This is a genomic window from Pseudonocardia yunnanensis (assembly GCF_039534065.1).
Classification (GTDB): domain Bacteria; phylum Actinomycetota; class Actinomycetes; order Mycobacteriales; family Pseudonocardiaceae; genus Pseudonocardia; species Pseudonocardia yunnanensis.
In genome coordinates, this window is the sequence record NZ_BAAAUS010000007.1 from 276,384 (window position 1) to 298,049 (window position 21,666).

Consider the following 21,666-nt stretch of genomic DNA (forward strand, 5'->3'; position numbering starts at 1 on the left):
CGGAGGGGATCGGGCAATACCCGGCCCATGTGCGCCGTTGTGGCTTCAGTGTGACGCAAACGCCACCGGTGGGGTGAGCGTCACAGCGCCATGCTTGGCGACACTGTCATCTTTGACAGACTTGCATATCTTGGCGGCAGTGTCACAGACTTGATCGACACAGGACGGCACGATGGCGTCCGTTGTCTTGCCTGGATCGTCTACAACGCCTACCTGGACAAGAAGACCCTTTTCCTGTGCGTCGTCGAAGATTGCACCCAGGTGACCGCTCGAATGGAGAAGCCCGCCGAACCGCCTCCGCCGCAGAGTCCGGATCATCGCGACGGAGTCTGGGGAAGTGCGGCCGGCGGGCAGGTGCTGATGTAGCAATCGGCTGTCGGAGAACTCGTCGAAGGTTGCGGTCGTGCGCTCAGTCGGTGATGACGACGACACCGGTCGGCTCGCCCAGTGCCTCCACCGTCAGTTCAGCAGCTCGGTCGATGCCGACCCGAGGCTCCGAGGGGATCTGCTGCTCGTTGTAGGTGCCGGGCCCGTAGAACTGTCCATAGCGCAGCACGACCCCGCCCTCGGCCAGAACGGCGCGCTCCAGCTCGGCGACAGCCTGCGCATCGGGCCCATCCGGCAGTTGCCAGGCGACGCTCTGAGTCAGAATCTTCGGCGACGCGCTGCGCCGTGCGGCCTCGATCAGGTTCTGGGTTCCCTCCGTTCGGATGCGAGCGTTCAGGTCTGCGAGCGCGCCGATCTGAGTCACGTCATCCGGCAGATCGGTCAGCTCGTTCAGCACGACGTCCGGGTTGAAGTCGCGAACCGCCTGGATGAGTGCCTCACGATCGAAGACATCGCAGACGGTCGGTTCGGCGCCGAGATAGCGCAGCATTCCCGCTTTGTCGGATGAGCGCGTCATGCCGTTGACCACGTGCCCGGCCTGGACCAGCAGGGGAATCAGTCGCTGTCCGATCACGCCGGACGCGCCGGCGAGGAAGATTCTCAAACCCTGATCGGTCTGACCGCGCCCAGTTGGGATCTCCATTTTTTCTCCTGGCTTTCTCGTCATCTCTGGATGGTGAAGACCCGCTCGGTCGCACTTTCAGTAGTTCACGTGCGGGGCATCCGTGGCGTGTTGATGTCAACAGCGGCCATGAACCAACGCTAGCTCCGGTGTGGCGCACCATCGTGGGTCATTTCCGAGCAGATCAGAGGGGCCATTTGAGTGTGCGGAAGCGCGAAGCAACGGGCAGATGACCAGTGCTCCAGGCCCGGCGGCGACGCGCGTGTCCTCCTGCGGTGGCCTCGGCCCGATCCGGGACCGTAGGGTCGAACGCCCCTGCGCGACGGGGAGCCAGGGATGGGGAGACGGGCATGCGCGACAGGTCGTACCGAGGGCTGCGGGCGGCTGCGGTCGGCTGCCTGGTCGCGTGTCTGGTGGGATGCGCCGGGATGACGACCGGGTCGAACGCGGTCGGGCCCCCGTCCGGTCCGCCGGACCCGGCAGGCGGCGTGCAGGCCGGGCCGGTGCGGGTGCTGCAGATGAACCTGTGCGGCAGTGGCATCGCCGGCTGCTACACCGGCCGGTCGACGGCCGAGGCCGCCGCGGTGATTCGCGCCGAGGCGCCCGACCTGGTCACCCTGAACGAGGTCTGCCAGGACGACGTGTCGTCCCTCGAGCGGGCGCTCGCCGATGTGCTGCCCGGCGGCAAGGTCGCCTCGGCGTTCCAAGCGGCGCGTGACGGGCGAACCGGAGATCCGTACCGCTGTCGCAACGGCCAGCAGTACGGCATCGGCCTGGTCTCGCGGTGGCCGGTCGTGCCCGGGTCGTCCGCAGGCAGTGGGATCTACCCGGCCCAGGACCGGGAAGACCCGGAGGAGCGGGCGTGGCTGTGTCTGGACGTTGCGGCTACTCCGGACGTCACCGTCTGCACCACACACCTGGCCTACACCGAGCGGGAGGTCACGGTCGCCCAGTGCAGGTACCTGTTCGGCACGGTCATAGCGGCGCTGCGCGCACGGGACGGGGCGGCGTCGCTGGTGCTGGGCGGTGACCTGAACCTCGGGTCCGGTGACAGCGCAGACCTCACGTCCTGCCTCCCGGCGGGTTCCGCGGTCGCCGACGACGGTGGGCAGCAGCATGTCGTGGTGACACCCGAGTTCGTCGTCGAGAATTCGCGGACGATCGACCTGCGCGGCACTACCGATCACCCGGCGCTGCTCGTCACGCTCGCTCCGCAGCGAGCAGGCCGTCGTACGGCCTAGCTCCTACGAGGTGTGATGTAGTCGGCCACTGTGCCCTGGCCGGACCGACAGGGAGATCATGGGGTGGCGTTCCGTCCCGGTCGGTCCCAGGAGGTGTGTCGTGTCGACGTTGAGTGCTTCGTTCGATGCGATGCGTCCGGGACGTCGCGTCATGTCTGCCGGACGCCGGCTGCGCCGTGGGTAGCACCGGAAGCGGGCCGCTGGTTCCGAACACCGGGCTGGATGCGGTGGCGGACGACTTCGCCCAGCTGCGGCCGCGCCTGTTCGGGATCGCGTACCGGATGCTCGGCAGTGTCGCCGATGCCGAGGACATCGTGCAGGACGTCTGGGTGAAGTGGCAGGCGTATGACCGTGCCGCGGTGCGGGACGCCACCGCTTTCCTCGTCACGATGACCACCCGGCTGGCGATCAATGCGACGCAGACGGCACGCGCGCGGCGGGAGACCTACGTGGGTCCCTGGCTTCCGGAACCGGTCGACACCACCGCCGATCCTCAGCTGGGCGCTGAGCGGTGCGAGGCGCTGGAGACCGCGGTGCTCGTCCTGCTGGAGAAGCTCTCGCCCACCGAGCGGGCGGCGTTCGTGCTGCGCGAGGCGTTCGACTACCCGTACGCCCGCATCGCCGAGGTGTTGCAGACCAAGGTGAGCAACGCGCGCAAGCTGCTCAGCCGGGCGCGCCAAGCCGTCGCGGCGGAGCGGCAGAAGTCCGTCGACGCCACTCAGCAGCACAGATTGCTCGCGGCGTTCCTCTCCGCGGCGCAGGCCGGCGACTTCGACGAGCTGGAGTCGCTGTTCGCCGCGGATGTCGCCAGCTACACGGACGGCGGTGGCACCGTTCGGGACGCGTCGCGCTTCCCGGTGTTCGGCCGCGTGCGCGTGGCGAAGTTCATCGCGGCGTTCGCCTCGCGGTTCTGGTCGGGGCTGCAGGTGGCGTGGGTCGATGCCAATGGCCGCCCGTCCGTGCTGGCCAGCCGGGACGGCGTGCCGGTGGTGTGGTTCACCGTGAGCGGCACCGGCGACGGCATCGACCGCGTCTACTGGGTCATGAACCCCGCGAAGCTGGAGCGCATCTCCGCCGCGGTAAAGGCGAGGAGCGCCGAGTAGCGGCCTTCCACTGGCTCATTCCACGAGCTTGCCGGCGGACGAGACCTCCCGGACGAGGGCTGCGATCTCCACGGGCGTCTCGGCCACCGCCTCGCGGACCACGTTCCCCGGCCCGGACCAGACCATGTTGACCCGCAGTGACTCGTCCAGGTCCGGGAAGTCCGAGCGGTTGTGGCAGCCGCGGGTCTCCCGGCGCTCGATCGCGGCTTCCAGGGTCGCGCGGGCTGCGACCAGCGACGACCGCAGGTCGAACGCGTGGGCCAGGTCCTGGAAGCCGGCCAGGTCGGGATGCACGCCGACGTTCTTCGCGGTCGTCTCGATGTCGTCGAGTCCCGCGAGCCCCGCCTGCAGCCCTTGCTCGTCGCGCACGACGCCGGCGTGCTCGGTCATGGTGTCGCGGACCGCACGCTGCAGAGAGCGGACGTTCTCGGGCCCGTCCGCGGCGAGCAGTTGGTCCACCTCGTCACGGGCCTCGGCAACCGCGGCGGCGCTGCGCTGTTGCGCGCCGAGTGCGGCCGAGTAGTCCGCCGCGGTGTCGCCCACGATCCGGCCGTACACCAGCAGTTCGATCAGCGAGTTGCCGCCGAGCCGGTTGGCCCCGTGCAGTCCGCTGGAGGCCTCGCCGATGGCGTACAGGCCCTCGATTCCGGTGCCGTGGTCCTCCGAGCGCACCCAGACCCCGCCCATCGAGTAGTGGGCGGTCGGTGCGATCTCGATCGGCGTCGTGGTGATGTCGAGCATCTGCAGCTCGAGCAGGGTCTGGTAGACGCGGGGGAGCCGCTGCATGATCGTCTCCCTCGGCAGGTGGGAGACGTCGAGCCACACCCCGCCGTGTGGTGTGCCCCGGCCCTCCTTGATCTCGGTGTAGGCGGCGAGGGCAACCCGGTCCCGGGTGGAGAGCTCCATTCTTTCGGGGTCGTATCGCTGCATGAACCGCTCGCCGAGCCGGTTGCGCAGGATCCCGCCCTCGCCGCGGGCGGCCTCCGACACCAGCGTGCCGGCCGCGTTCTCGGGCTCGATCAGGCCCGATGGATGGAACTGCACCAGCTCGGGATCGCGGATGCGCGCGCCTGCGGTGAGGGCGAGCCGGAACGAGTCGCCGGTGTTCTCATCGCGGCGCGAGGAGGTCCGTCGCCAGATCCGGGTGTGTCCGCCGGCGGCCAGGATCACGGCATCGGCGTGGATCACGTAGCGGGTGCCGTCTTCGGTGTCGAAGCCGTACGCGCCGAACACCACACCGTCCCGGGTCAGGATCCGGGTCACATACGTCGTGTCGATGATCCGCACGGCGAGCTGCCGGGCCCGGTTCACCAGGGTGCGTTGGATCTCCAGGCCGGTGTAGTCGCCGGCGAAGGCGGTCCGCCGGAAGGTGTGCGCGCCGAAGTATCGCTGCGAGATGCGCCCGTCCGCCTCGCGGGCGAAGGGCATGCCCCAGCGTTCGAGGTCTGCGATGCCTCGTGCCGCACCCTCGGCGACGATCCGGACGGTGTGTGGATCCGCGAGGAAGTAGCTCTCCTTCAGCGTGTCCGCGGCGTGCTGCTGCCAGGAGTCCTCGGGGTCCATGGTGCCGAGGGCTGCGTTGATGCCGCCCGCCGCGAGGGTGGTGTGGGCGTCGGTGGAGGGCCGCTTGCCCACCACGAGGACGTCGGTGCCGCGCTCGGCCAGCTGGATGGCGGCACGCAGGCCGGAGCCGCCGGTGCCGATCACCAGTACGGAGGTCGCGATCCGCTGCTCGGCCGGTTTCATCGTTCTCCTTCGTGTGGGGTGATGATGTCCGGCGGCGGGTGGGACCAGTCACGCTCTGCTTGACGCCTACTCCGAAGAGCCGTCTGAAACCCAGTGTTCCCGCTCTTACCTCGCGACTCGGCCGGACACGTTCACCGACTAGGACAGGAGAGCCCGCCGGAATGTGACGTCTCGTGGGGCGGATGCGCCCCGTGTCACAGATCCGGGCTCCGTCCTGTCCTCCGGAAAGGCGGGTGCGCACACCCGCGTTTCCCCGAGGAAGGACGACCGTGACGCTCTCCACCACTGGCATCGCCACGCTCGAAGACCTGCGCACGCATCTGCAGTGGGCGATCGAGCTGGAGCACTCCACCCTGCCGCCGTACTTCTGCGCGCTGTATTCCATCGATTCCACGCGGAACGCCGAGGCGGCGCAAGTCGTGGGCGGTGTCTTCGTCGAGGAGATGCTGCACCTACTGCTGGCGGCGAACCTGCTCAACGCGGTAGGTGGCGATCCGGTGCTCGACGCGCCGCATCTGCTGCCGTCCTACCCGCACTCGCTGCCCCACAGTGACGGGTCCGTTCGGGTCGAGCTCGCTCCGTTCGGCCCCGCGGCGCTGGAGCTGTTCCTGGGCATCGAGCAACCGGCTCGGGCGGACGCCCGCGCACAGGCCGAGGGCTACTCCACGATCGGCCAGTTCTACGCCGCGATCGAGGACGGTCTGCGGGGCCTGTGCGCCACGCTGGGGGAGGAGGCGGTGTTCTGCGGCGACCCCGGGCGGCAGGTCCGCGACGTGCACCTGCGTCAGGGCGGTGGCCGAGTGGTCGTCGTGCGGGATCTCGCGTCGGCGCTCGATGCGCTCGGCGAGATCGTCGAGCAGGGCGAGGGCGCGGCCCGTACGGACGTCTGGGACGGCGACCGGGACGTGTTCCACCCGGAGCGCGAGGAGGTCGCGCACTACTACCGGTTCGTCGAGCTGAAGGAGGGCAGGCGGTTCCGGGCCGGGGACACCCCGCAGTCCGGTCCCACGGGGGAGCCCATCGCCGTGGATCTCGGCGGGGTTCTGCCGATGCGGCCGAACCCGCGCACGGCTGACCACGCGCCGGGTAGCGCCGTCCGGCTCGCGCAGGAGGAGTTCAACCGCGCGTACTGCGCGCTGCTGCACGAGCTGGAGGAGGCGTTCACCGGCAGCCCGGCGCGACTCGGCGCAGCCATCGGGAAGATGTACGCGCTGAAGGAGCAGGCGCAGGCGCTGATGCGGATGCCCAGCGGCGACGGCCGGACGACGGCGGGCCCCACGTTCGAGTACGTACCGCGGAAGTAGGCGGCGCGCCCGGGTCGCCACCGCATGATCAGAGACGACGAGCTGAACAAGATCTTCACCGAGCTGTCGGAGTGGCTCCACGCCACCGTGTACCTTCCCGTGGCTCGGGCCTGCGGATCGCCGGGGTCTGGCTTGCGCGAGCGAATGATCGACCGTGCATCGCCGCCGCTCCCTCCCTGATCGTCCCCGCGTGGGTTGAAGGTGGTGTTCACCAGCACAGCTGGTGGTTAGCCTTGTGTTCGTGAGAGGCGCTACGGCGCCGAACGGCGCCGGCCGAGGCCGCTCAGCGGTGACCCGAGCGCGGGCGCTGGCGATGCTGATCGCTTCCGCGGCGGCCGGGTACGTGGTGGGCGAGCTGGCCGCGCGTGCGCGGCGGGACACGCGTGGGTCGGAGTCGCTAGCCGGGGATGTCGATGGATTCGGCGAGGAGCAGGCCGCGCTGCGGCGGGTGGCCACGCTGGTTGCACAGGGGGCGGCACCGGAGGAGGTGTTCGCCGCGGTCACCGCGGAGGTCGGGCGGGTGTTGCACGCTGACTTCACCTCCACGGTTCGGTACGACCCGGACGGCGCGGCCACGATCCTGGGTGTGTGGCGCGGCACCGCCGCCGCGTCCCCCATCCCGGTCGGTACCCGATTCAACCTCGGCGGGCGGAACCTGACCACGCTGGTGTTCACGACCGGGCGGCCGGCGCGGATCGACGACTACGCCACCGCCTCGGGCGAGGGCGGAGAGCTGGCCCGCGCGTGGAACTTCAGCGCGTCGGTCGCCGTGCCGGTGATCGTCGAGGGCCGGCTGTGGGGCCTGATGTCCGTCTCGTCCGCACGCGCGCAGCCGTTGCCCGCGGACACCGAGGCGCGGCTGGCCGGCTTCACCGAGCTGGTCGCCACCGCCCTTGCCAACGCCGAGAGCCAGGCGCAGCTGACCGCCTCGCGCGCCCGGATCGTGGCCGCCGCCGACCAGGCGCGGCGGCGCATCGAGCGCGATCTGCACGACGGCGCCCAGCAACGGCTGGTCACCCTCGCCATGGAACTGCAACTGGCGAGAACGGCACTGCCGCCCGAGGCCGCCGAGCTGGCAGCGCAGCTCGACGAGCTGGCCGCCGAGGCCACCAGCACCCTGGACGAGCTGCGCGAGCTCGCCCGCGGCATCCACCCGGCGCTCCTCGTCGAAGGCGGCCTACCCCCGGCGCTCAAAGCGCTCGCCCGCCGCTGCACCACCCCGGTCCGCCTGGATGTCCGGGCCGACCGAAGACTTCCTGAGCCGATCGAGATCGCCGCCTACTACCTGGTCGCCGAGGCGCTGACCAACGCGGCCAAACACGCGCACGCCTCCGCCATCCACGTCCAGGTCGACACCGCTGCCGCGGACGGCGTCGACGCGCTGCGGGTGTGTGTGCGCGACAACGGCCGCGGCGGCGCCGATCTCTCCGGCGGATCCGGCCTGGTCGGGCTCCAGGACCGGGTGGAGGCACTGGGCGGCCGACTCTCGGTGCAGAGCGTCTCGGGCGCGGGCACCGCGGTGCAAGCCGAGCTCCCGCTGGGCCCAGCCCGTGGGCTTTAGCGCGGGCACACCGATGTTCCGCAAGGCCACCCCGAACACGCGCACACGCCCCGCCGGCCAACGCGCCATACAGAGTCGGGGGATGGCCTACCCGAGGGGGCGGGCCACCGGGGCCGGGGACGAAGCCCACGGCGCCAACGCACGCCGCAACCCGGCCAGCCACGCGTGCTCGACCTCGATCGCCTGGGCCAGACCACCTACCGAAACCTCAGGCTGGGTGAAGGACACGAGCCCGGGGCCAAGCACCGCCACCTGTCCGCGCCCGCACCCCATCGCCGACCAACCGAGCGGCTGTTGATGCTCCGCGAGGTACGGGTGAGCCAGCAGCACATCGCACGCGACCACCAGCCCCGGCACCAGCCCGCGGTCCAGGGTCAACGCGACCACACCGGCACCACGACGCACATGCGCTCTCGACATGGACACCTGTCGCTGATCTTCAGCGGATGCATTCCGCGTCAGGTGTCCATGTCGGGCCGGGTTGAGCGCACCACCGTCACGACGACCGCCGCGGCGGCGACCAGCGCGATCACGGCGAGGATCGCGCCGACGCCAGCCCACGCGACCGCGATCGGAGCCAGCAGCACGAGGGCGGCGGCGCCCAGCAGGACGGACGGCCGGACCCGCGATCGCGGCACGATCGGAGCGTGGCTCAGCCACAGCAGCGCCAGGAACGCCGCGGTCGGGACCGCCACCGCGTAGCCCGTCCCGAGCGTGCCCACGGCGTCGTGGCCTCCGGTCTGCCGGACGGCGACCTCGAGGCCCGCCCCGAGCGCCGCGAGGGCCGCGAAGATCCCGTAGTGCCCGTAGCCCCACAGGTACGAGCGCTCTCGCCGATCGGACAGCCCGTCGCCGCTCGGTTCCATCTCGTAGAGCCACCAGAGCGCGAACAGCAGCACCAGTCCGGAACCCGCGACCACCACCAGCGACCCGTGGAGGCCGGCACCGACGACGTCGGCGAACCCGGTCGACACCGCAAGGACGCTCTCGCCCAGCAGGATGATGGTGAACAGTGCGTACCGCTCGGCGATGTGGTGCGGATGCCAGCTCGTTCTCCAGTTGTTGCGTTCGGCCCACGCAGGCACAGCCAGCTCGGCCCCGGCCAGGGCGACGAACACCACCACCGGCGCCGCCGCACCGCCGAGCACACCGAGCTCCGCCAGCAGCTGGCGAACGAGCCAGAGCACCTCGACGGCGGAGATGCCCACGGCGTACCGGATGGTGGTGCCGCGGCGATCGGGGTCTTCCCGCGCCGCCCGCAGCCACTGCGCCACGAGGCCGACTCGCATCACCAGGTAGCCGATGGTGACCGCGCGATAGTCCCCGGTTGCGAACGCGGACGGCACCCCGGCGGCCAGGATGAGCACGCCGCCCATCTGCAGCAGCGTGAGCAGCCGGTACGGCACGTCGTCGGTGTCGTAGGACGAGGCGAACCAGGTGAAGTTCATCCAGGCCCACCAGATGGCGAAGAACACCTGCAGGAACGGCGCCACGACGTCCGCTGCGTGTCCCTCGGCCACCCCATGGGCGAGCTGTGTCACGAGCCCCGCGACGGCCACCACGAACGTCAGATCGAAGAGCAGTTCGAGCTGCGTGGAGACCCGGTGCGGCTCGTCGGCGGCGCGCGCCGTCATCCGGATCCGGAGCGACGGCCGGCTGGGCCCCGCCCCGGGCTCCGGCAGAGTCCGCGGCTGCATCCCTAGTTCCAGTCCTCTTGCCAGGAGTAGTCCGGGCCGGCATTGCCCGCGACCGCAACGGGGTGGGAGGTGCCGAGCACGAGCCCGACGGTCAGCAGTACCGCGGAGTCCGCGACCGCGTGGAGCGTGTGAGCCTCGGCGGGCACCGTGAGGAGGTCGCCGGCGACAGCTTCCACCGCCTGCGTCGCAGTGGTCAGCCGCACCCAGCCGGCGAGCACCTGCAGCGTTGCGTCCCGTGAGCTGTTGTGCTCGTGCAGCGTCTCGCCGGCTCGCAGTGCGATGACGGTCTGACGGAGCACGTGGTCGTGGCCTCCGTGCACCGTGTGCGCGCTGCGGCCGTGCGCCGACGCCCGGGCGCGTTCGATATGCGTCCGGGCGGTCTCCGCCAGCGATGTCGTGTCCATGTGTGCTCCTCGCGAGGTGCCGGTGTCGGGAGCGAGGACCGGACGAGGCGCCGATTCGTGACATGACGGGCATCACAGCCGGTTCGGCGGATCTGCTGTCACAGATCCGAAGGCTGTCCTGTCCTCGCTTCCGACGCCGCCCCGCGCAGCAGCTGGCGGGCGGTACAGGGATTCGGATGGAGGGATTCGTCGTGAAGATCGTCGTAATCGGTGGGACCGGGCTCATCGGGTCGAAGCTGGTGGCCAAGCTGAACGAGCACGGGCATGAGGCGGTGCCCGCCGCCCCGAACACCGGCGTGAACACGCTGACCGGCGAGGGCCTCGCGGAGGTGCTCGAGGGCGCAGCGGTAGTCGTGGACGTGTCGAACTCCCCGTCGTTCGCCGACGAGCCGGTGATGGAGTTCTTCCGCACCTCCACCACGAACCTGCTCGAGTACTCCGCGAAGGCGGGGGTCGGGCACTACGTGGCGCTGTCGGTGGTGGGCACGGATCGGCTGTCGGACTCGGGCTACTTCCGGGCGAAGATCGTCCAGGAGAAGCTGATCCGCGAGTCGGGCCGGGCGTACTCGATCGTGCACGCCACCCAGTTCTTCGAGTTCGTCAAGGCGATCTCGGACTTCAGCATGGTCGACGGCAAGGTCCGTCTGCCGTCTGCCCTCATCCAGCCGATGGTGTCCGACGACGTCGCCGCCGCGGTCGCTCGCGTCGCGGTGGGGGAGCCGCTGAACGGGATCCAGGAAATCGGTGGCCCGGAGCAGTTCCGGCTCGACGAGTTGGTGCGCAAGGGCCTTGCGGCGAAGGGCGACCCGCGCGAGGTCGTCACCGACGAGCAGGCCCTCTACTACGGGGTGCGGCTGGGCGAGCGGACGCTGCTCCCCGGTCCGGATGCCCAGCTCGGGGAGATCACCTTCGACAAGTGGCTGGCGCAGCAGTAGTCGCGCCGCACCACCACCGCGCTGGGCTGCCGTTCATGACCTGCGGTTGCCCGGCGCCCGCACCGCCGCCGGGGCCTACATCTACCCGCACAGCCAAGGAGACACGGACATGGACCAGCCGAAGGTGTCGGTCATCTTCCACGGGGCATCGGGCGCCCTCCAGGGCCTGGCGAAGGAGGTGGCCGTCGGTGCGGAGGAGGAGGGCGCTGTCGTCCGCGTCCGGCGCGTCGCCGACCACGAGGTGCCGGGGGACGGTGCGACCGAAGGCATCGCCACGCCCGACGACGTGCGCTGGGCGGACGCGGTGGTCTTCGGCTCGCCGAGCCGGTACGGCAACGTCGCGTCCCAGCTGAAGTCCTTCGTCGAGACGCTGGAGGTCCTGGGCGGTGACAGCCTGCGGAAGATCGTCTGGTCCGGCTTCGCCTCCGGCGACGGCGTGCTGCACCGGGGGCGCGAGGCAACGCTGAGCGCTCTGTTCCAGACGCTGTCCCACCTCGGCGGCGTCCTCGTCTTCGCACCCCGCGCGACGGACCTGCCGGCGGGCGCCGACGCGTACACGCTCGCCCGGCAGACCGGGCGAGATGTCGCAGAGGTCGCGCGTCGGCTGCTCGTCGGTGCCGCGGCCGAGGGTGGACGGGAGCCCGGTCGAAGCGCGGGATGAACCCGGCCCGGCCCGGTGTGACGCAGTCCACCGCCGTTTCCGGCTGCCGAACCAGGGCCTGCTGTCACGGACGAGGGCGCCGTCCTGTCCTAGGTGGTGCCTGCGATTCGCCAGGCGCCGCCCGAGAAATGGGAGCACTCATGACCATCGACCACTCGCACCACATCGAGGACCCGAACGCGACGACGCCCCCGCCGAAGTTCGAGGTCGTCGGCTCGGTGCCGACCCCGCCGGTGCCCGACCCCTCCGAGGCGATGACGCTCCTCGTCACCCTGCCTCCGGGCAGTGCCGGCACCCCGCCTCACCGGCACACCGGACCCGCCTTCGGTTACGTGATCCAGGGCGAGATGATCTTCGAGCTGGAGGGCGAGCCCGAGCGTGTCGTGCGTGCCGGCGAGACGTTCTGGGAGCCGGGCGGCGACGTGATCCACTACCAGGACGGCAACAACCTCGCCGACGCCGAGTCCCGGTTCGTGGTCACCATGTTCGGCGTCCCCGGCCAGCCGATGCTGATCCCGGTGAGCGCCGAGGAGCTCGAGGAACGCCGGCCCCGCCGCGCCCCTCGTCCGTGATTACACGACAAGGCCTTCGCTGACCGAGGGCTCGCTACCCGACAGCGTGCTGGATCACCGAGTACGGCCGGTCCGAAGCCCCCGGCGGCCCGCGGCGAGACCGTCCGGGCCGCCGCCGGTTTCCGAACAACCATCATCGAGGGAGAAGACATGCCCGCTCAGACCGTCACTGTGCTCCTGATCCACGGCGCCTTCGCCGAATCCGCCAGCTGGAATCCGGTACTCACCAGGCTGCGCGCCGAATCGGTCGACGTCGTCGCCGTGGCCAACCCGCTACGCAGCGTCTCCGGCGACGCGGCGTACGTCCGCGACATCATCACCGGCATCGGCACGCCGGTTGTTCTCGTCGGCCACTCCTACGGTGGCATGGTCATCACGGAGGCGGCTGCGGGCAACGATTCGGTGGTGGGCCTCGTCTATGCTTCCGCATTCGCCCCTGAGTCCGGGGAATCCGCGTTCGAGCTGTCGACCAAATTTCCCGGCAGCACCCTTGGCGACGTCCTCGTGACCTCCCCGGTCCCGACCGGCGTCGAATTCCGTATTCGGCCGGGGGACTTCCACCGGCAGTTCGTCGCCGATGGATCGGAAGCCGAGGCCGAGCTGATGGCGCTGACCCAGCGCCCGGTCACCGAGGTGGCGCTCGCCGAGGGTCTCCCCACGGCTGCGCCGGCCTGGAAGCAGCTGCCGTCGTGGTTCGTCTTCGGCGACCAGGACCGCAACATCCCGGTGGAGCTGCTGCGGTTCATGGCCGAGCGTGCGCAGTCGAAGGGCACCCGGGAGGTCGCCGGCGCGTCGCACGCGATCAGCATCGGAGCACCGGATCAGGTGACCGCGGCGATCCTCGACGCGGTGGGGCCGCCGGTTGAGGGGCTCGATCCAGGTTGTCGACCGAGGTCGGATATCTACCACATCATGGAGGAAGAAATGAGCGACCCGGCGGGCGACGGCACATTTCTCGGCGAGCTCGAGACCGAGGTCAAGGCCGAACTGGACTTGGCCGAGGCGAGTGGCCCGGGGGAGGTCGTCGGGGAGGCGAGCGCCGAGTGGCTGTACGAATCCATAGAGGTCCAGCGAGAGGAGATCGGCCTCCGCAGCCTTCTCGGAGCGGTCGAGGCGGTAGAAGGCGACGACCCTCGAAACGACGAGCGCACGGCGGGTCTCTGACGAATTGGCAGCGACCGGCAATTCGACGCCGGCTCACCCGGCGTCCATCTGCGTCGGACAGGGTGCATGATCGTGTGGTGACGCCTCCTCGTGACACCGGCAGGGACCGTCTGCCGGGACGTTCCACATGAGCCGTGTCGTGGTCGTCGGAGCCACCGGGCACATCGGCTCGTACCTGGTCCCCCGACTTGTGCGGGCGGGGCATGAGGTCGCTGCGCTCAGCCGCGGGACACGCGAGCCCTATCACCACGCGCCGGAGTGGTCGCGGGTCGAGCGGGTGACCGTCGACCGGGAGGCGGAGGATGCCGCTGGGACGTTCGGGTCGCGGGTCGCGTCCCTGGAACCCGACGTCGTGGTGGACCTGGTGTGTTTCACCGCCGAGTCGGCGGCCCAGCTCGTCGAGGCGTTGCGGCCCACGCGGCCGCTGCTGCTGCACTGCGGCACGATCTGGGTGCACGGTCCTGTGGCGCGCGTGCCGGTCACCGAGGACGAGCCGCGGAATCCGGTGGGCGACTACGGCATCGGCAAGGCGGCGATCGAGGAGTTGCTGCACCGCGAAACCCGCAGCGGTGGTGTACCGAGTGTGGTGCTGCACCCCGGCCACATCAGCGGGCCCGGGTGGCCGGTGATCACTCCGGCCGGCAACCTCGACCCGGGTGTGTGGCGCGCCCTCGCGCTGGGTGAGCCGCTTCCGTTGCCCGATCTCGGTCTCGGCGTTCTGCATCACGTCCATGCCGACGACGTGGCGCAGGCGTTCGAGCGGGCGTTGACACGCCCTGCGGCCATCGGTTCGAGCTTCCATGTCGTCGCGGAGCAGGCGATGACCTTGCGTGGTCTCGCGCACGGCGTGGCTGGATGGTTCGGCCGGGAGCCCGTGCTCGAACTGGTGGACTGGCCCACGTTCGTGTCGCGGGTCGGTGCTGAGCATGCCGGCGCGACTCGCGAGCACGTCTCCCGCTCGATCAGCGCCGGCATCGAGCGCGCACGTTCGCTGCTGGGCTACGCCCCTCGCTACACCGCGTTGGAGGCACTGCGTGAAGCACTGGAGTGGCTCGTCGCCAACGGTCAGGTCGACCTGGAGTCCTCGAATTTCTGACGGGCCCATTCGCGCAGCGTGGCCGCCCTGATCTTCGTGCCGTTCGTTCCCGACGTCGTCGGCATGGCGTCGATGAGGTGTACCGCGTCGGGCACCTTGAACCGCGCGAGTGTCTCCGCGCACCATTCCCGCAGCGCCGCCGGGTCCGGCGCTCTGCCCTCCTCGGGCACGACGAACCCGATCGCTCTGGTGCCGCCGTCGGGACCGGGGATGCCGACGACCCTGGCGGTGAGCACGTCCGGGTGCTCGGCCAGCCGCCGCTCGATCTCCGCGGGGTCGACGAGGAAGCCTCGCAGCCGCAGCGCGTCGCCCATCCGGCAGACGAAAGCGAACACGCCCTGGTCGACGAGGGCGCCCAGGTCGCCGCTGTGGAACCAGCCGTCGGCGGTGAACGCCCTGGTCGCCGCGGAGTCGTCGCCGAGGTAGGCGTCGACCACGTTCAGCCCCCGGAACTGCAGCTCGCCCTCCTGCCCGGGCGGGAGCTCCTCCCCGCTCACGGGGTCGACGACCCGCACGGCGATCCCGTCGTGCACCACCCGTCCGCCGCCGGTCCAGCGGCCGGGTGCCGGTTCGTCGTGGGGCCAGAACGAGGCCAGGGCGAACACCTCCGACGAGCCGTACACGCCGGCCGTCGCGGTGCCGAACGCGTCACGGGCCCACTCGGCGAGCTCGCGGGAGCGGCCCTGGAAGTCGGCGACGCCCCACCACCGCCAGGCGGAGAGGTCGCGCGGACGGGCTTTCCACGCCTCGGCCAGCCGCAGCACCAGGTCGTCACCGCCGACGACGTGCGTCACGCCGTGGTGGGCCATGTCGTCGAGCACCGCGTCGGCGTCGAAGACCGGCTGCAGCACGCACGTCGCGCCCGCGGCCAGCGCCGCCATCGCGGTGTTGTAGCCGAAGACGCCCGACAGCGGAAGCGCGCAGAGCATGAGGTCGGCCTCGTCGATGCCGATGGTCGCGGCATCGGCGACGGCGTGCGTCAGCACCCCGTGGCCGCGGTGCGCGGCAAGCTTCGGCATCCCGGTCGAGCCGGAGGTCGTGAAGGCGACGACGAGATCGTCGGGGTCGGAGCGGTCGATGCCGGGAGGTGCGGAGACGGGAGTTCCGGGAGCCCAGGCGCCACCGCCGACGTCCGACGCCGACGGGTCGGCGACGGCAGGCACCCCGGGCCCCGCGACCACGGCGACCGCCGGTGGCGGGTTCGTCGACCGCGCGACCGCGTCGCGCAGGCGGCCCAGCAGGTCCAGGTCGTGGAAGTCGTGTGCCAACGCGACCAGCCGGGGCCGCGCCCGGTCGAGCACGTGGGTGACCTCGTCGACGTTGTACCGGGTGTTGATCCCGATGACGTGGGCCCCGCGGGCGGCGACGGCGAACTGCCAGGTCAGCGCGTCGCTCCAGTTCGGCAGCCACACCGCTACGCAGTCTCCCGCCCCGATCCCGCTCGTGCGCAGCTCCTCGGCGAGCGACAGCGTGCGTTGCCACAGCTGGCCCCGGCTCACCGGAATCGTCGTTCCGTCGCGACCCTTGTCGAGGGCCACGATCCGATCCGGGTCGCGGCGGGCGAGGCGGCCGAGCAGGTCGGGCAGGTCGGCGGGGACCTGGTCGGCCGTGTCGGCGCTCCGGGCGTGTGCGGGGACGGCGTGCGGCGCGACGGCGGCACCGTCGACGTCCGGGGCGCTCATCGGGCACCTGCCGGCGCCGCGGTCGCGGCTTCTGTGAGCGCACGCAACCAGCGATCGAGCAGCGTGGCGAAGCCGTCGATCTCCTCCATCGGGTAGTGCCCGACGCCGGGGAGCTCGGTCATGCGGGCGTCGGGGATCCGCTCGGCGGCCCGGCGGACGTCGACGGCGTCGACCCACAGGTCGTCGGCTCCGACGACCAGGTGCGCGGGGCAGGTGATCGACGGCAGCTCGGCGCGCAGGTCGTGGCGGGCCCAGGCGATCAGGTCCGACAGGGAGACCGCGGGGTCCTCCCGCCGGTGCATGGTCGCGATCAGTTCAGCTCGCTGCGGTGACACCGACTGTCCGACGACGGCGAGAGTGCCGAGGTACGTGCGGTCGCTGCGGCTCGGCGCTGCGACGTCGGCCAGCTCGCGACGCAACCCGCGCACGCTCGGCCTGCCGCCCGTCCAGGCATCCGCGGCCATCGCGACGACGCCGGAGAGCCGATCGGGAATCCGTCTCGCGATGTCGAGAGCGGTCTTGCCGCCGATGGAGCAGCCGACCACGAAGGGCCGCTCCAGCCCCAGCAGCTCGATCAGCTCGACGCACCATGCCGCGTAGACCCCGAGATCGGTGACCGGCCCACCGACAGCGGGCTCGGATCGACCGTGACCGGGCAGGTCCGGCACCACGGCGCGGTAGCCCAGCGCAGCCAGCTCGCCAGTGACGTGCCGCCACTGCACGCCGCTCTGCCCCGCGGTGTGCAGGCACAGCACCGGGATGCCCGTTCCGCATTGTTCGACGAACGCGAGCGAACCCCCGACCTGCAGGTACGCGGCCTCGATGCCGTCACTGCCGTTCATGCTGCTCCTCTTGTGCGAGTGCCCGCGCCGCGTCGGCCATCAGGTTCAGCACCGGGGTCAGGCGCAGGTATTCGTATCCGTTGCCGCGCACCGCGAACTGCCCGGACATGCTGCGGCGCATGAAATCGTTGGACGCCGCGGTGACCAGCTCGGTCCAGGTGAGCTCGTCGGCCTCCATGGTGAACGTCGCGCCGAGAGCCGCCCGCCGTGACACCTCGATCACTGTGCCCCGGTAGACCCGCAGGTGCACCTCGTGCTCGCCGGCCCGCAGTCCGATCGTCCCGTCCCATGATTCGAGCGCCTCGGCGAAGGCCGTGCCCTCGCGCAGCCGCTCGGCGAGCGCCTCGCCCCACCCGGTCGTGCCGAACGCGCGGCCGACCGGGTCCGGTCCCGGCTCCCGCGCGGCCAGCAGCACGGACGTCGTCCCCTCCTGCCGGGTCTCGCCGTCGGCGCCCGCGAGAATCATGTGCCGGGTGACGACGCCCCGGTCTCCCGCCGTCGTACGTCGGCACCGCACGATCGTCAGGTCGAGGTGGAGCTCGTCGCCCACCCGTATCGGGCGGCGGTAGGACCAGTGCGTGTCCAGCAGGCCCAGCACGGTGGTGGCAGCGCGGTCGCCGTGCAGTCCGAGGGACTGCAGCAGCCCCATCGCGACGGCCAGTCCGAAAGGACCCTGCAATATCGGGCCGCCGGGATAACCGGGATCGGTGTGCACGGGGTGGTCGTCGCCGCTGAGCCGGGTGAAGTCGGCGAGATCGGCAGGCGTGACGGTCCGGGGCTCGCTGGTGAACCGCTGCCCGACAGCGAAGTCCTCGAAGTACCCGCCTGTTCGGGCCCGGGGCGGAGCGGTTCGGCCGCGTGTCATTGGCCCTCCTGACCACGTCGTCCTCGCCACATGAACGAGCGTTCTTGTCAGTTACAGAACCATCGGGAAGATCCCAGGTCAAGCCCGGCAGTCCACCATGCAGGTGTGGTATAGCCTGATTGACGTGATCGACCGTTCGCGTGGCGCCGCCCTCATCGCTGACACCGGCCGCGGCAACGAGGCGGCGATTCTCAACGCGGCGCTCGAGGCATTCGGCAACAGCGGCTTCAACGGAGCGTCGATGCGCGACGTCGCCCGCGGCGCGGGCACCAGCCTGTCGAACCTCTACAACTACTTCCCCTCCAAGTCCCGCCTTCTCGCGGAGGTGCTGCGGCACGCCAACACCGAGCTGTACGCGCGGGTGGTGCGGGCGGTGGAGGACGCAGGCGACGCCGCGAGCCCACGGATGCGCGACGCCGTCCGCGCCTACGTCGGATTCGTGGTGGACCACCAGGTCGCGATGCTTGTCTCGGCCAGCGAGGTCCGCTACCTGCAGGGTCCGGACCGGGAGCGACTGGTCGCCGAGCGGGACGACACCCAGTCGCTCATCGAGCAGATCGTCGCCCAGGGCGTCGAGAGCGGGGAGTTCCGCACGCCCTATCCCGCCGATGCGGCCCGCAGCATCCTCTCGTTGTGCGCGGCCATCGCCACCTGGTACCGACCGGACGGGCGCCTGTCCCGCGGCCAGCTCGCCGAACAGCACGCGCGCTACGCGTTGGCGCTCGTCGAGGCGCCGCTTCCGCGGCACGACTGATCGGCCCGAAGCGCCGCGCTCGGGCCGGGATGCTCCGTGCTCTTGCTCGACGCACCCGCGTGTGATTATCGTCTGAACGATCGTTCGTACTGACGTTGACGTCGTGGCGCTGCAGCGGTGCGGCCCGGAGGTGGACAGCGATGCGCTCAGAGAATGCCGACCTCCCTTCCACCAGGCAGATGGGCCGACTCGCGGCGGCCGCTGTCTTCGCCACGACGCTCGAGTGGTTCGACTTCCTCATCTACGCGACGGCGGCCGCGCTCGTCCTGAGCGACCAGTTCTTCCCGTCCGTGAACCCGGTCGCCGGCACCCTCGCCGCGTTCGCGACGTTCGCCGTCGGATTTCTCGCCCGCCCGCTGGGTGGCATCGTCGCCGGACACATCGGTGACCGGTTCGGTCGCAAACCCCCACTGGTCGCCGCGATGCTCGTGATGGGTCTCGCCACGTTCGGGATCGGCGTGCTCCCGCCGTACGCGAGCATCGGTGTGTGGGCCCCGATCCTGCTGGTCGTCGCTCGGCTCGTGCAGGGTCTCGGCGTCGGCGCGCAGTGGGGTGGCGCGGCGTTGCTGCTCACCGAGCACGCGCCCGTCGAGCGCCGCGGCTTCTACGGAAGCCTGATCCAGACCGGCTCGATCTTCGGTGCCGTCGCGGGCAACGCGTTCTTCCTGATCCTCACCGCGACGCTGTCCGACGAGCAGTTCGACTCCTGGGGGTGGCGGCTGCCGTTCCTGAGCGGTCTGCTCCTGGTATTGATCGGCATCTACGTCCAGCTGAAGATCTCCGACACCCCGGTGTTCCGGGCGATGCAGCAGCACTCCGCGGAGTCGAGGCGCGAGGCAGGCCTGCGCAAGACGCCTCTCCAGGAGGCGGTGCGTAGCTACTGGCGGCAGATCCTGCAGGCCGCGGGCGCGTTCTTCGTCGTCAACGCGACGTTCTACATCCTGATCAGCGGCTTGCTCGACTACGCGACCAAGCAGGTCGGCATGTCCCGCACCGCGATTCTGGTCTGCGTCATGGTCGCCGGCGCCACCCAGGTCGTCACGATCCCGTTCTTCGGCGCGCTCACCGACCGGCGTGGCAACCGCAAGGGCGTCTACCTGACAGGCACCGTGCTCATGGCGGTGTTCGCGTTCCCGCTGTTCTGGCTTGTGGACACCGGCTCGATTCCGGTCGTCCTGATCGGGCTCATCATCGGCTTCACGATTCACGCGATGATGTACGGGCCGCAGGCGGCGCTGTACGCCGAGATGTTCCCTGCCGACGTCCGCTACTCCGGGGCGTCGCTCGGTTATCAGTTCGCGTCGGTGTTCGCAGGCGGCTTGGCCCCGTTCATCATGACCGCGCTGCTCGCCGCCACGGGTGCGTCCTGGTCCGTGGCGTTGTACATCATCGCCACGGCCGTGATCACCTTCGTCGCGGTGGCCTCGATCAAGGAACGGTTCCGCCGGAACCTCTACGAGACCTCGTACGACCTGGCCGCGGCCTCCGCAACGTCGCGATGACTCGTGCGTCCGGTGCGCGCCACCCGTAGCGGGACGTCACGCCGGAGCCGTGTTCAGGCTTCCCGCGGCGCTGCACATCTGCGACGATCGTCTGCAGGGCGTGACAGACAGTAATAATCGGTGCGGGTGGAGACCAACAGCCGGTAACCGCGTCAGTGCTGGTGAGCACCACTACAAGCGCCCCCGCCGGCGAGGACAGCCGACCGGCCAGCGAGGGAGCTGAAGATGGCACTGAAGTTCGGGACGTTCATGGCCCCGTTCCACTGCCCGGTGGGCCAGGATCCCACCTACGCGATCGAGCGCGACCTGGCCGTCATCCGGCACATGGACATGCTCGGTTTCGACGAGGCGTGGATCGGCGAGCACCATTCCTGTGGCCACGAGCTGATTCCCGACCCGTTCATCTTCATCGCCTATGCCGCGCAGGAGACCCGGCACATCAAGCTCGGCACCGGTGTGGTGTCGCTTCCGTACCACAACCCGTTGTGGGTCGCTGATCGTGCGCTTTTCACCGACCGGCTGTTGCGTGGGCGGTTCATGCTCGGTCTGGGACCGGGGGCGCTCGCGACGGACGCGACGATGATCGGTATCCCGCTAGAGGATCTGCGCGGTGCGTTCGAGGAGGACGTCGAGGTCCTCATGGCGATCCTTCGCGGGGAGAAGGTCACCCACAAGACGCCGCGCTACAACCTCGTCGACGCACAGACCCAGTTCGCCCCCTACAGCGACTTCGACATCGCCGTGGCCGCGATCGCGAGCCCCACGGGTCCGCGGGTGGCGGCGAAGAACGGGCTCAGTCTGCTGTCGGTGGGTGCCACGGCCCCCGAGGGCGGCTTCGATGCGCTGGCCCTGCACTGGGACGTCATGCAGGAGCGGGCGCCGCAGTTCGGGCACACCCCCGACCGATCCGGCTGGCGGCTCTGCGGCCCGATGCACCTCGCGGAGACGAAGGAGCAGGCGATCGAGGACGTCCGCCACGGCCTCGACGCGTGGTGCGACTACACCCAGAAGGTCCTCGCGGCACCGCATTTCCGGGCTGCGGGCACGACGTTCGAGGAGCGGGTGGCCTGGGTCAACGAGACCGGGCTCGGGGTGATCGGCACGCCGGACGAGGCCATCGCGCAGGTCGAGCGGCTGGAGAAGCAGTCCGGTGGCTTCGGCTCCTACCTGCTGATCCACCACGAGTGGGCGCGGCACGAGGCGACGCTGAAGAGCTACGAACTGTTCGCCAACCATGTGAAGCCGCGGTTCCAGGGCAGTGCCGGGCGTCTGCAGAAGGCGTCGGACTACGCGGTGTCGCGCTGGGAGGAGCTCGACAAGCGCCATGGCGACGCCATCCAGGCCGCGACGGATCGGCACGCCAAGGAGCGCGCCGACGCAGGCCAGTCCTGATCTGCCGCACACACCTCGTGGCCACCGCACACACGTTCAGACATGTGTGCGGTGGCCAACCGGTGTGTGCGGCGATCTTCGATATCGGCGAGCGCGCGGTTAAGCTGCTTGTCGCTAGCCCGGTAGCACCCGATCG

At 70.3% G+C, this 21,666-nt stretch carries 21 protein-coding genes; 13 read left to right on the forward strand and 8 right to left on the reverse strand.

The annotated features are described in order from the left end of the window. Positions 1–150 precede the first annotated feature (150 nt). The gene (locus tag ABD743_RS10625; RefSeq protein ID WP_344721229.1) at positions 151–366 is read left to right on the forward strand and encodes a hypothetical protein; all 216 of its coding nucleotides are present in this window, start codon (positions 151–153) and stop codon (positions 364–366) included. A gap of 43 nt (positions 367–409) precedes the next feature. Here the strand turns inward: ABD743_RS10625 and ABD743_RS10630 are convergent, their stop codons facing one another. Further along, on the reverse strand, positions 410–1,054 hold the full coding sequence (locus ABD743_RS10630) for an NAD-dependent epimerase/dehydratase family protein (protein ID WP_344721231.1): 645 nt from the start codon (positions 1,052–1,054) through the stop codon (positions 410–412). Positions 1,055–1,359: 305 nt separating this feature from the next. Here ABD743_RS10630 and ABD743_RS10635 point away from each other — a divergent pair, with 305 nt between their 5' ends. Next, positions 1,360–2,250 carry an endonuclease/exonuclease/phosphatase family protein gene (locus tag ABD743_RS10635; RefSeq protein ID WP_344721233.1) on the forward strand — a complete coding sequence of 297 codons (891 nt, stop codon included), beginning with the start codon at positions 1,360–1,362 and terminating at the stop codon, positions 2,248–2,250. 176 nt (positions 2,251–2,426) lie between these two features. Further along, on the forward strand, positions 2,427–3,353 hold the full coding sequence (locus ABD743_RS10640; protein WP_344721235.1) for an RNA polymerase sigma-70 factor: 927 nt from the start codon (positions 2,427–2,429) through the stop codon (positions 3,351–3,353). 15 nt (positions 3,354–3,368) lie between these two features. Here ABD743_RS10640 and ABD743_RS10645 read toward each other — a convergent pair whose 3' ends face one another. After that, positions 3,369–5,099 (reverse strand): L-aspartate oxidase, encoded by a 1,731-nt coding sequence (locus tag ABD743_RS10645; RefSeq protein ID WP_344721237.1) that lies wholly within the window; start codon positions 5,097–5,099, stop codon positions 3,369–3,371. Positions 5,100–5,368: 269 nt separating this feature from the next. Here ABD743_RS10645 and ABD743_RS10650 point away from each other — a divergent pair, with 269 nt between their 5' ends. After that, on the forward strand, positions 5,369–6,403 hold the full coding sequence (locus ABD743_RS10650) for a ferritin-like domain-containing protein (protein ID WP_344721239.1): 1,035 nt from the start codon (positions 5,369–5,371) through the stop codon (positions 6,401–6,403). 241 nt (positions 6,404–6,644) lie between these two features. Continuing rightward, entirely contained in the window at positions 6,645–7,964 is a 1,320-nt protein-coding gene (locus ABD743_RS10655) for a GAF domain-containing sensor histidine kinase (protein ID WP_344721241.1), read from the forward strand. 87 nt (positions 7,965–8,051) lie between these two features. Here the strand turns inward: ABD743_RS10655 and ABD743_RS10660 are convergent, their stop codons facing one another. From ABD743_RS10660 to ABD743_RS10670, 3 genes are all read right to left on the reverse strand, one after another. Beyond that, entirely contained in the window at positions 8,052–8,384 is a 333-nt protein-coding gene (locus tag ABD743_RS10660; RefSeq protein ID WP_344721242.1) for a hypothetical protein, read from the reverse strand. Positions 8,385–8,422: 38 nt separating this feature from the next. Then, positions 8,423–9,598 carry a low temperature requirement protein A gene (locus ABD743_RS10665; protein ID WP_344721244.1) on the reverse strand — a complete coding sequence of 392 codons (1,176 nt, stop codon included), beginning with the start codon at positions 9,596–9,598 and terminating at the stop codon, positions 8,423–8,425. A gap of 65 nt (positions 9,599–9,663) precedes the next feature. Further along, entirely contained in the window at positions 9,664–10,065 is a 402-nt protein-coding gene (locus ABD743_RS10670) for a cupin domain-containing protein (protein ID WP_344721245.1), read from the reverse strand. A gap of 191 nt (positions 10,066–10,256) precedes the next feature. On the opposite strand from ABD743_RS10670, the gene ABD743_RS10675 reads away from it, so the two are divergent. From ABD743_RS10675 to ABD743_RS10695, 5 genes are all read left to right on the forward strand, one after another. Further along, positions 10,257–11,000 carry an SDR family oxidoreductase gene (locus ABD743_RS10675; RefSeq protein WP_344721247.1) on the forward strand — a complete coding sequence of 248 codons (744 nt, stop codon included), beginning with the start codon at positions 10,257–10,259 and terminating at the stop codon, positions 10,998–11,000. A 109-nt stretch (positions 11,001–11,109) separates the two neighbouring features. Then, on the forward strand, positions 11,110–11,661 hold the full coding sequence (locus tag ABD743_RS10680) for a flavodoxin family protein (RefSeq protein WP_344721249.1): 552 nt from the start codon (positions 11,110–11,112) through the stop codon (positions 11,659–11,661). 140 nt (positions 11,662–11,801) lie between these two features. Next, the gene (locus ABD743_RS10685; protein WP_344721251.1) at positions 11,802–12,233 is read left to right on the forward strand and encodes a cupin domain-containing protein; all 432 of its coding nucleotides are present in this window, start codon (positions 11,802–11,804) and stop codon (positions 12,231–12,233) included. A 150-nt stretch (positions 12,234–12,383) separates the two neighbouring features. After that, on the forward strand, positions 12,384–13,397 hold the full coding sequence (locus tag ABD743_RS10690) for an alpha/beta fold hydrolase (protein WP_344721253.1): 1,014 nt from the start codon (positions 12,384–12,386) through the stop codon (positions 13,395–13,397). A gap of 127 nt (positions 13,398–13,524) precedes the next feature. Further along, the gene (locus tag ABD743_RS10695) at positions 13,525–14,493 is read left to right on the forward strand and encodes an NAD-dependent epimerase/dehydratase family protein (protein WP_344721255.1); all 969 of its coding nucleotides are present in this window, start codon (positions 13,525–13,527) and stop codon (positions 14,491–14,493) included. Here ABD743_RS10695 and ABD743_RS10700 read toward each other — a convergent pair. Genes ABD743_RS10700 through ABD743_RS10710 form a run of 3 tightly spaced genes read right to left on the reverse strand, consistent with a single transcriptional unit; the run spans position 14,463 to position 17,882 of the window. Further along, positions 14,463–16,175 carry an AMP-binding protein gene (locus tag ABD743_RS10700; protein WP_344721257.1) on the reverse strand — a complete coding sequence of 571 codons (1,713 nt, stop codon included), beginning with the start codon at positions 16,173–16,175 and terminating at the stop codon, positions 14,463–14,465. The two genes, ABD743_RS10695 and ABD743_RS10700, sit on opposite strands and share 31 nt — an antisense overlap. Next, on the reverse strand, positions 16,172–17,017 hold the full coding sequence (locus ABD743_RS10705) for an alpha/beta fold hydrolase (RefSeq protein ID WP_344721259.1): 846 nt from the start codon (positions 17,015–17,017) through the stop codon (positions 16,172–16,174). Before ABD743_RS10705 ends, ABD743_RS10700 begins: the two co-directional genes overlap by 4 nt. Beyond that, a complete protein-coding gene (locus ABD743_RS10710) occupies positions 17,004–17,882 on the reverse strand; it encodes a MaoC/PaaZ C-terminal domain-containing protein (protein ID WP_344721261.1) in 879 nt (292 codons plus the stop codon). The genes ABD743_RS10705 and ABD743_RS10710 overlap by 14 nt, the downstream gene beginning before the upstream one ends. Before the next feature lie 124 nt (positions 17,883–18,006). Here ABD743_RS10710 and ABD743_RS10715 point away from each other — a divergent pair, with 124 nt between their 5' ends. The 3 genes from ABD743_RS10715 (at position 18,007) to ABD743_RS10725 (ending at position 21,530) form a co-directional block, all read left to right on the forward strand. Then, complete coding sequence (locus tag ABD743_RS10715) at positions 18,007–18,636, forward strand: TetR-type transcription factor C-terminal domain-containing protein (RefSeq protein WP_344721263.1); 630 nt, start codon at positions 18,007–18,009, stop codon at positions 18,634–18,636. A gap of 140 nt (positions 18,637–18,776) precedes the next feature. Continuing rightward, the gene (locus ABD743_RS10720; protein WP_344721264.1) at positions 18,777–20,138 is read left to right on the forward strand and encodes an MFS transporter; all 1,362 of its coding nucleotides are present in this window, start codon (positions 18,777–18,779) and stop codon (positions 20,136–20,138) included. 225 nt (positions 20,139–20,363) lie between these two features. Next, positions 20,364–21,530, forward strand: coding sequence for an LLM class flavin-dependent oxidoreductase (locus ABD743_RS10725; protein ID WP_344721266.1), 1,167 nt, complete (start codon positions 20,364–20,366; stop codon positions 21,528–21,530). Positions 21,531–21,666 lie beyond the last annotated feature (136 nt).

What these genes read in the sequence shown, in the direction of transcription:
- ABD743_RS10630 (WP_344721231.1), bottom strand. Translation starts at nt 1,054, where the DNA reads ATGACGAGAAAGCCAGGAGAAAAAATGGAGATCCCAACTGGGCGCGGT.
- ABD743_RS10680 (WP_344721249.1), top strand. Translation starts at nt 11,110, where the DNA reads ATGGACCAGCCGAAGGTGTCGGTCATCTTCCACGGGGCATCGGGCGCC.
- ABD743_RS10700 (WP_344721257.1), bottom strand. Translation starts at nt 16,175, where the DNA reads ATGAGCGCCCCGGACGTCGACGGTGCCGCCGTCGCGCCGCACGCCGTC.
- ABD743_RS10685 (WP_344721251.1), top strand. Translation starts at nt 11,802, where the DNA reads ATGACCATCGACCACTCGCACCACATCGAGGACCCGAACGCGACGACG.
- ABD743_RS10710 (WP_344721261.1), bottom strand. Translation starts at nt 17,882, where the DNA reads ATGACACGCGGCCGAACCGCTCCGCCCCGGGCCCGAACAGGCGGGTAC.
- ABD743_RS10705 (WP_344721259.1), bottom strand. Translation starts at nt 17,017, where the DNA reads ATGAACGGCAGTGACGGCATCGAGGCCGCGTACCTGCAGGTCGGGGGT.
- ABD743_RS10635 (WP_344721233.1), top strand. Translation starts at nt 1,360, where the DNA reads ATGCGCGACAGGTCGTACCGAGGGCTGCGGGCGGCTGCGGTCGGCTGC.
- ABD743_RS10695 (WP_344721255.1), top strand. Translation starts at nt 13,525, where the DNA reads ATGAGCCGTGTCGTGGTCGTCGGAGCCACCGGGCACATCGGCTCGTAC.
- ABD743_RS10670 (WP_344721245.1), bottom strand. Translation starts at nt 10,065, where the DNA reads ATGGACACGACATCGCTGGCGGAGACCGCCCGGACGCATATCGAACGC.
- ABD743_RS10720 (WP_344721264.1), top strand. Translation starts at nt 18,777, where the DNA reads ATGCGCTCAGAGAATGCCGACCTCCCTTCCACCAGGCAGATGGGCCGA.
- ABD743_RS10660 (WP_344721242.1), bottom strand. Translation starts at nt 8,384, where the DNA reads ATGTCGAGAGCGCATGTGCGTCGTGGTGCCGGTGTGGTCGCGTTGACC.
- ABD743_RS10725 (WP_344721266.1), top strand. Translation starts at nt 20,364, where the DNA reads ATGGCACTGAAGTTCGGGACGTTCATGGCCCCGTTCCACTGCCCGGTG.
- ABD743_RS10645 (WP_344721237.1), bottom strand. Translation starts at nt 5,099, where the DNA reads ATGAAACCGGCCGAGCAGCGGATCGCGACCTCCGTACTGGTGATCGGC.
- ABD743_RS10690 (WP_344721253.1), top strand. Translation starts at nt 12,384, where the DNA reads ATGCCCGCTCAGACCGTCACTGTGCTCCTGATCCACGGCGCCTTCGCC.
- ABD743_RS10665 (WP_344721244.1), bottom strand. Translation starts at nt 9,598, where the DNA reads ATGACGGCGCGCGCCGCCGACGAGCCGCACCGGGTCTCCACGCAGCTC.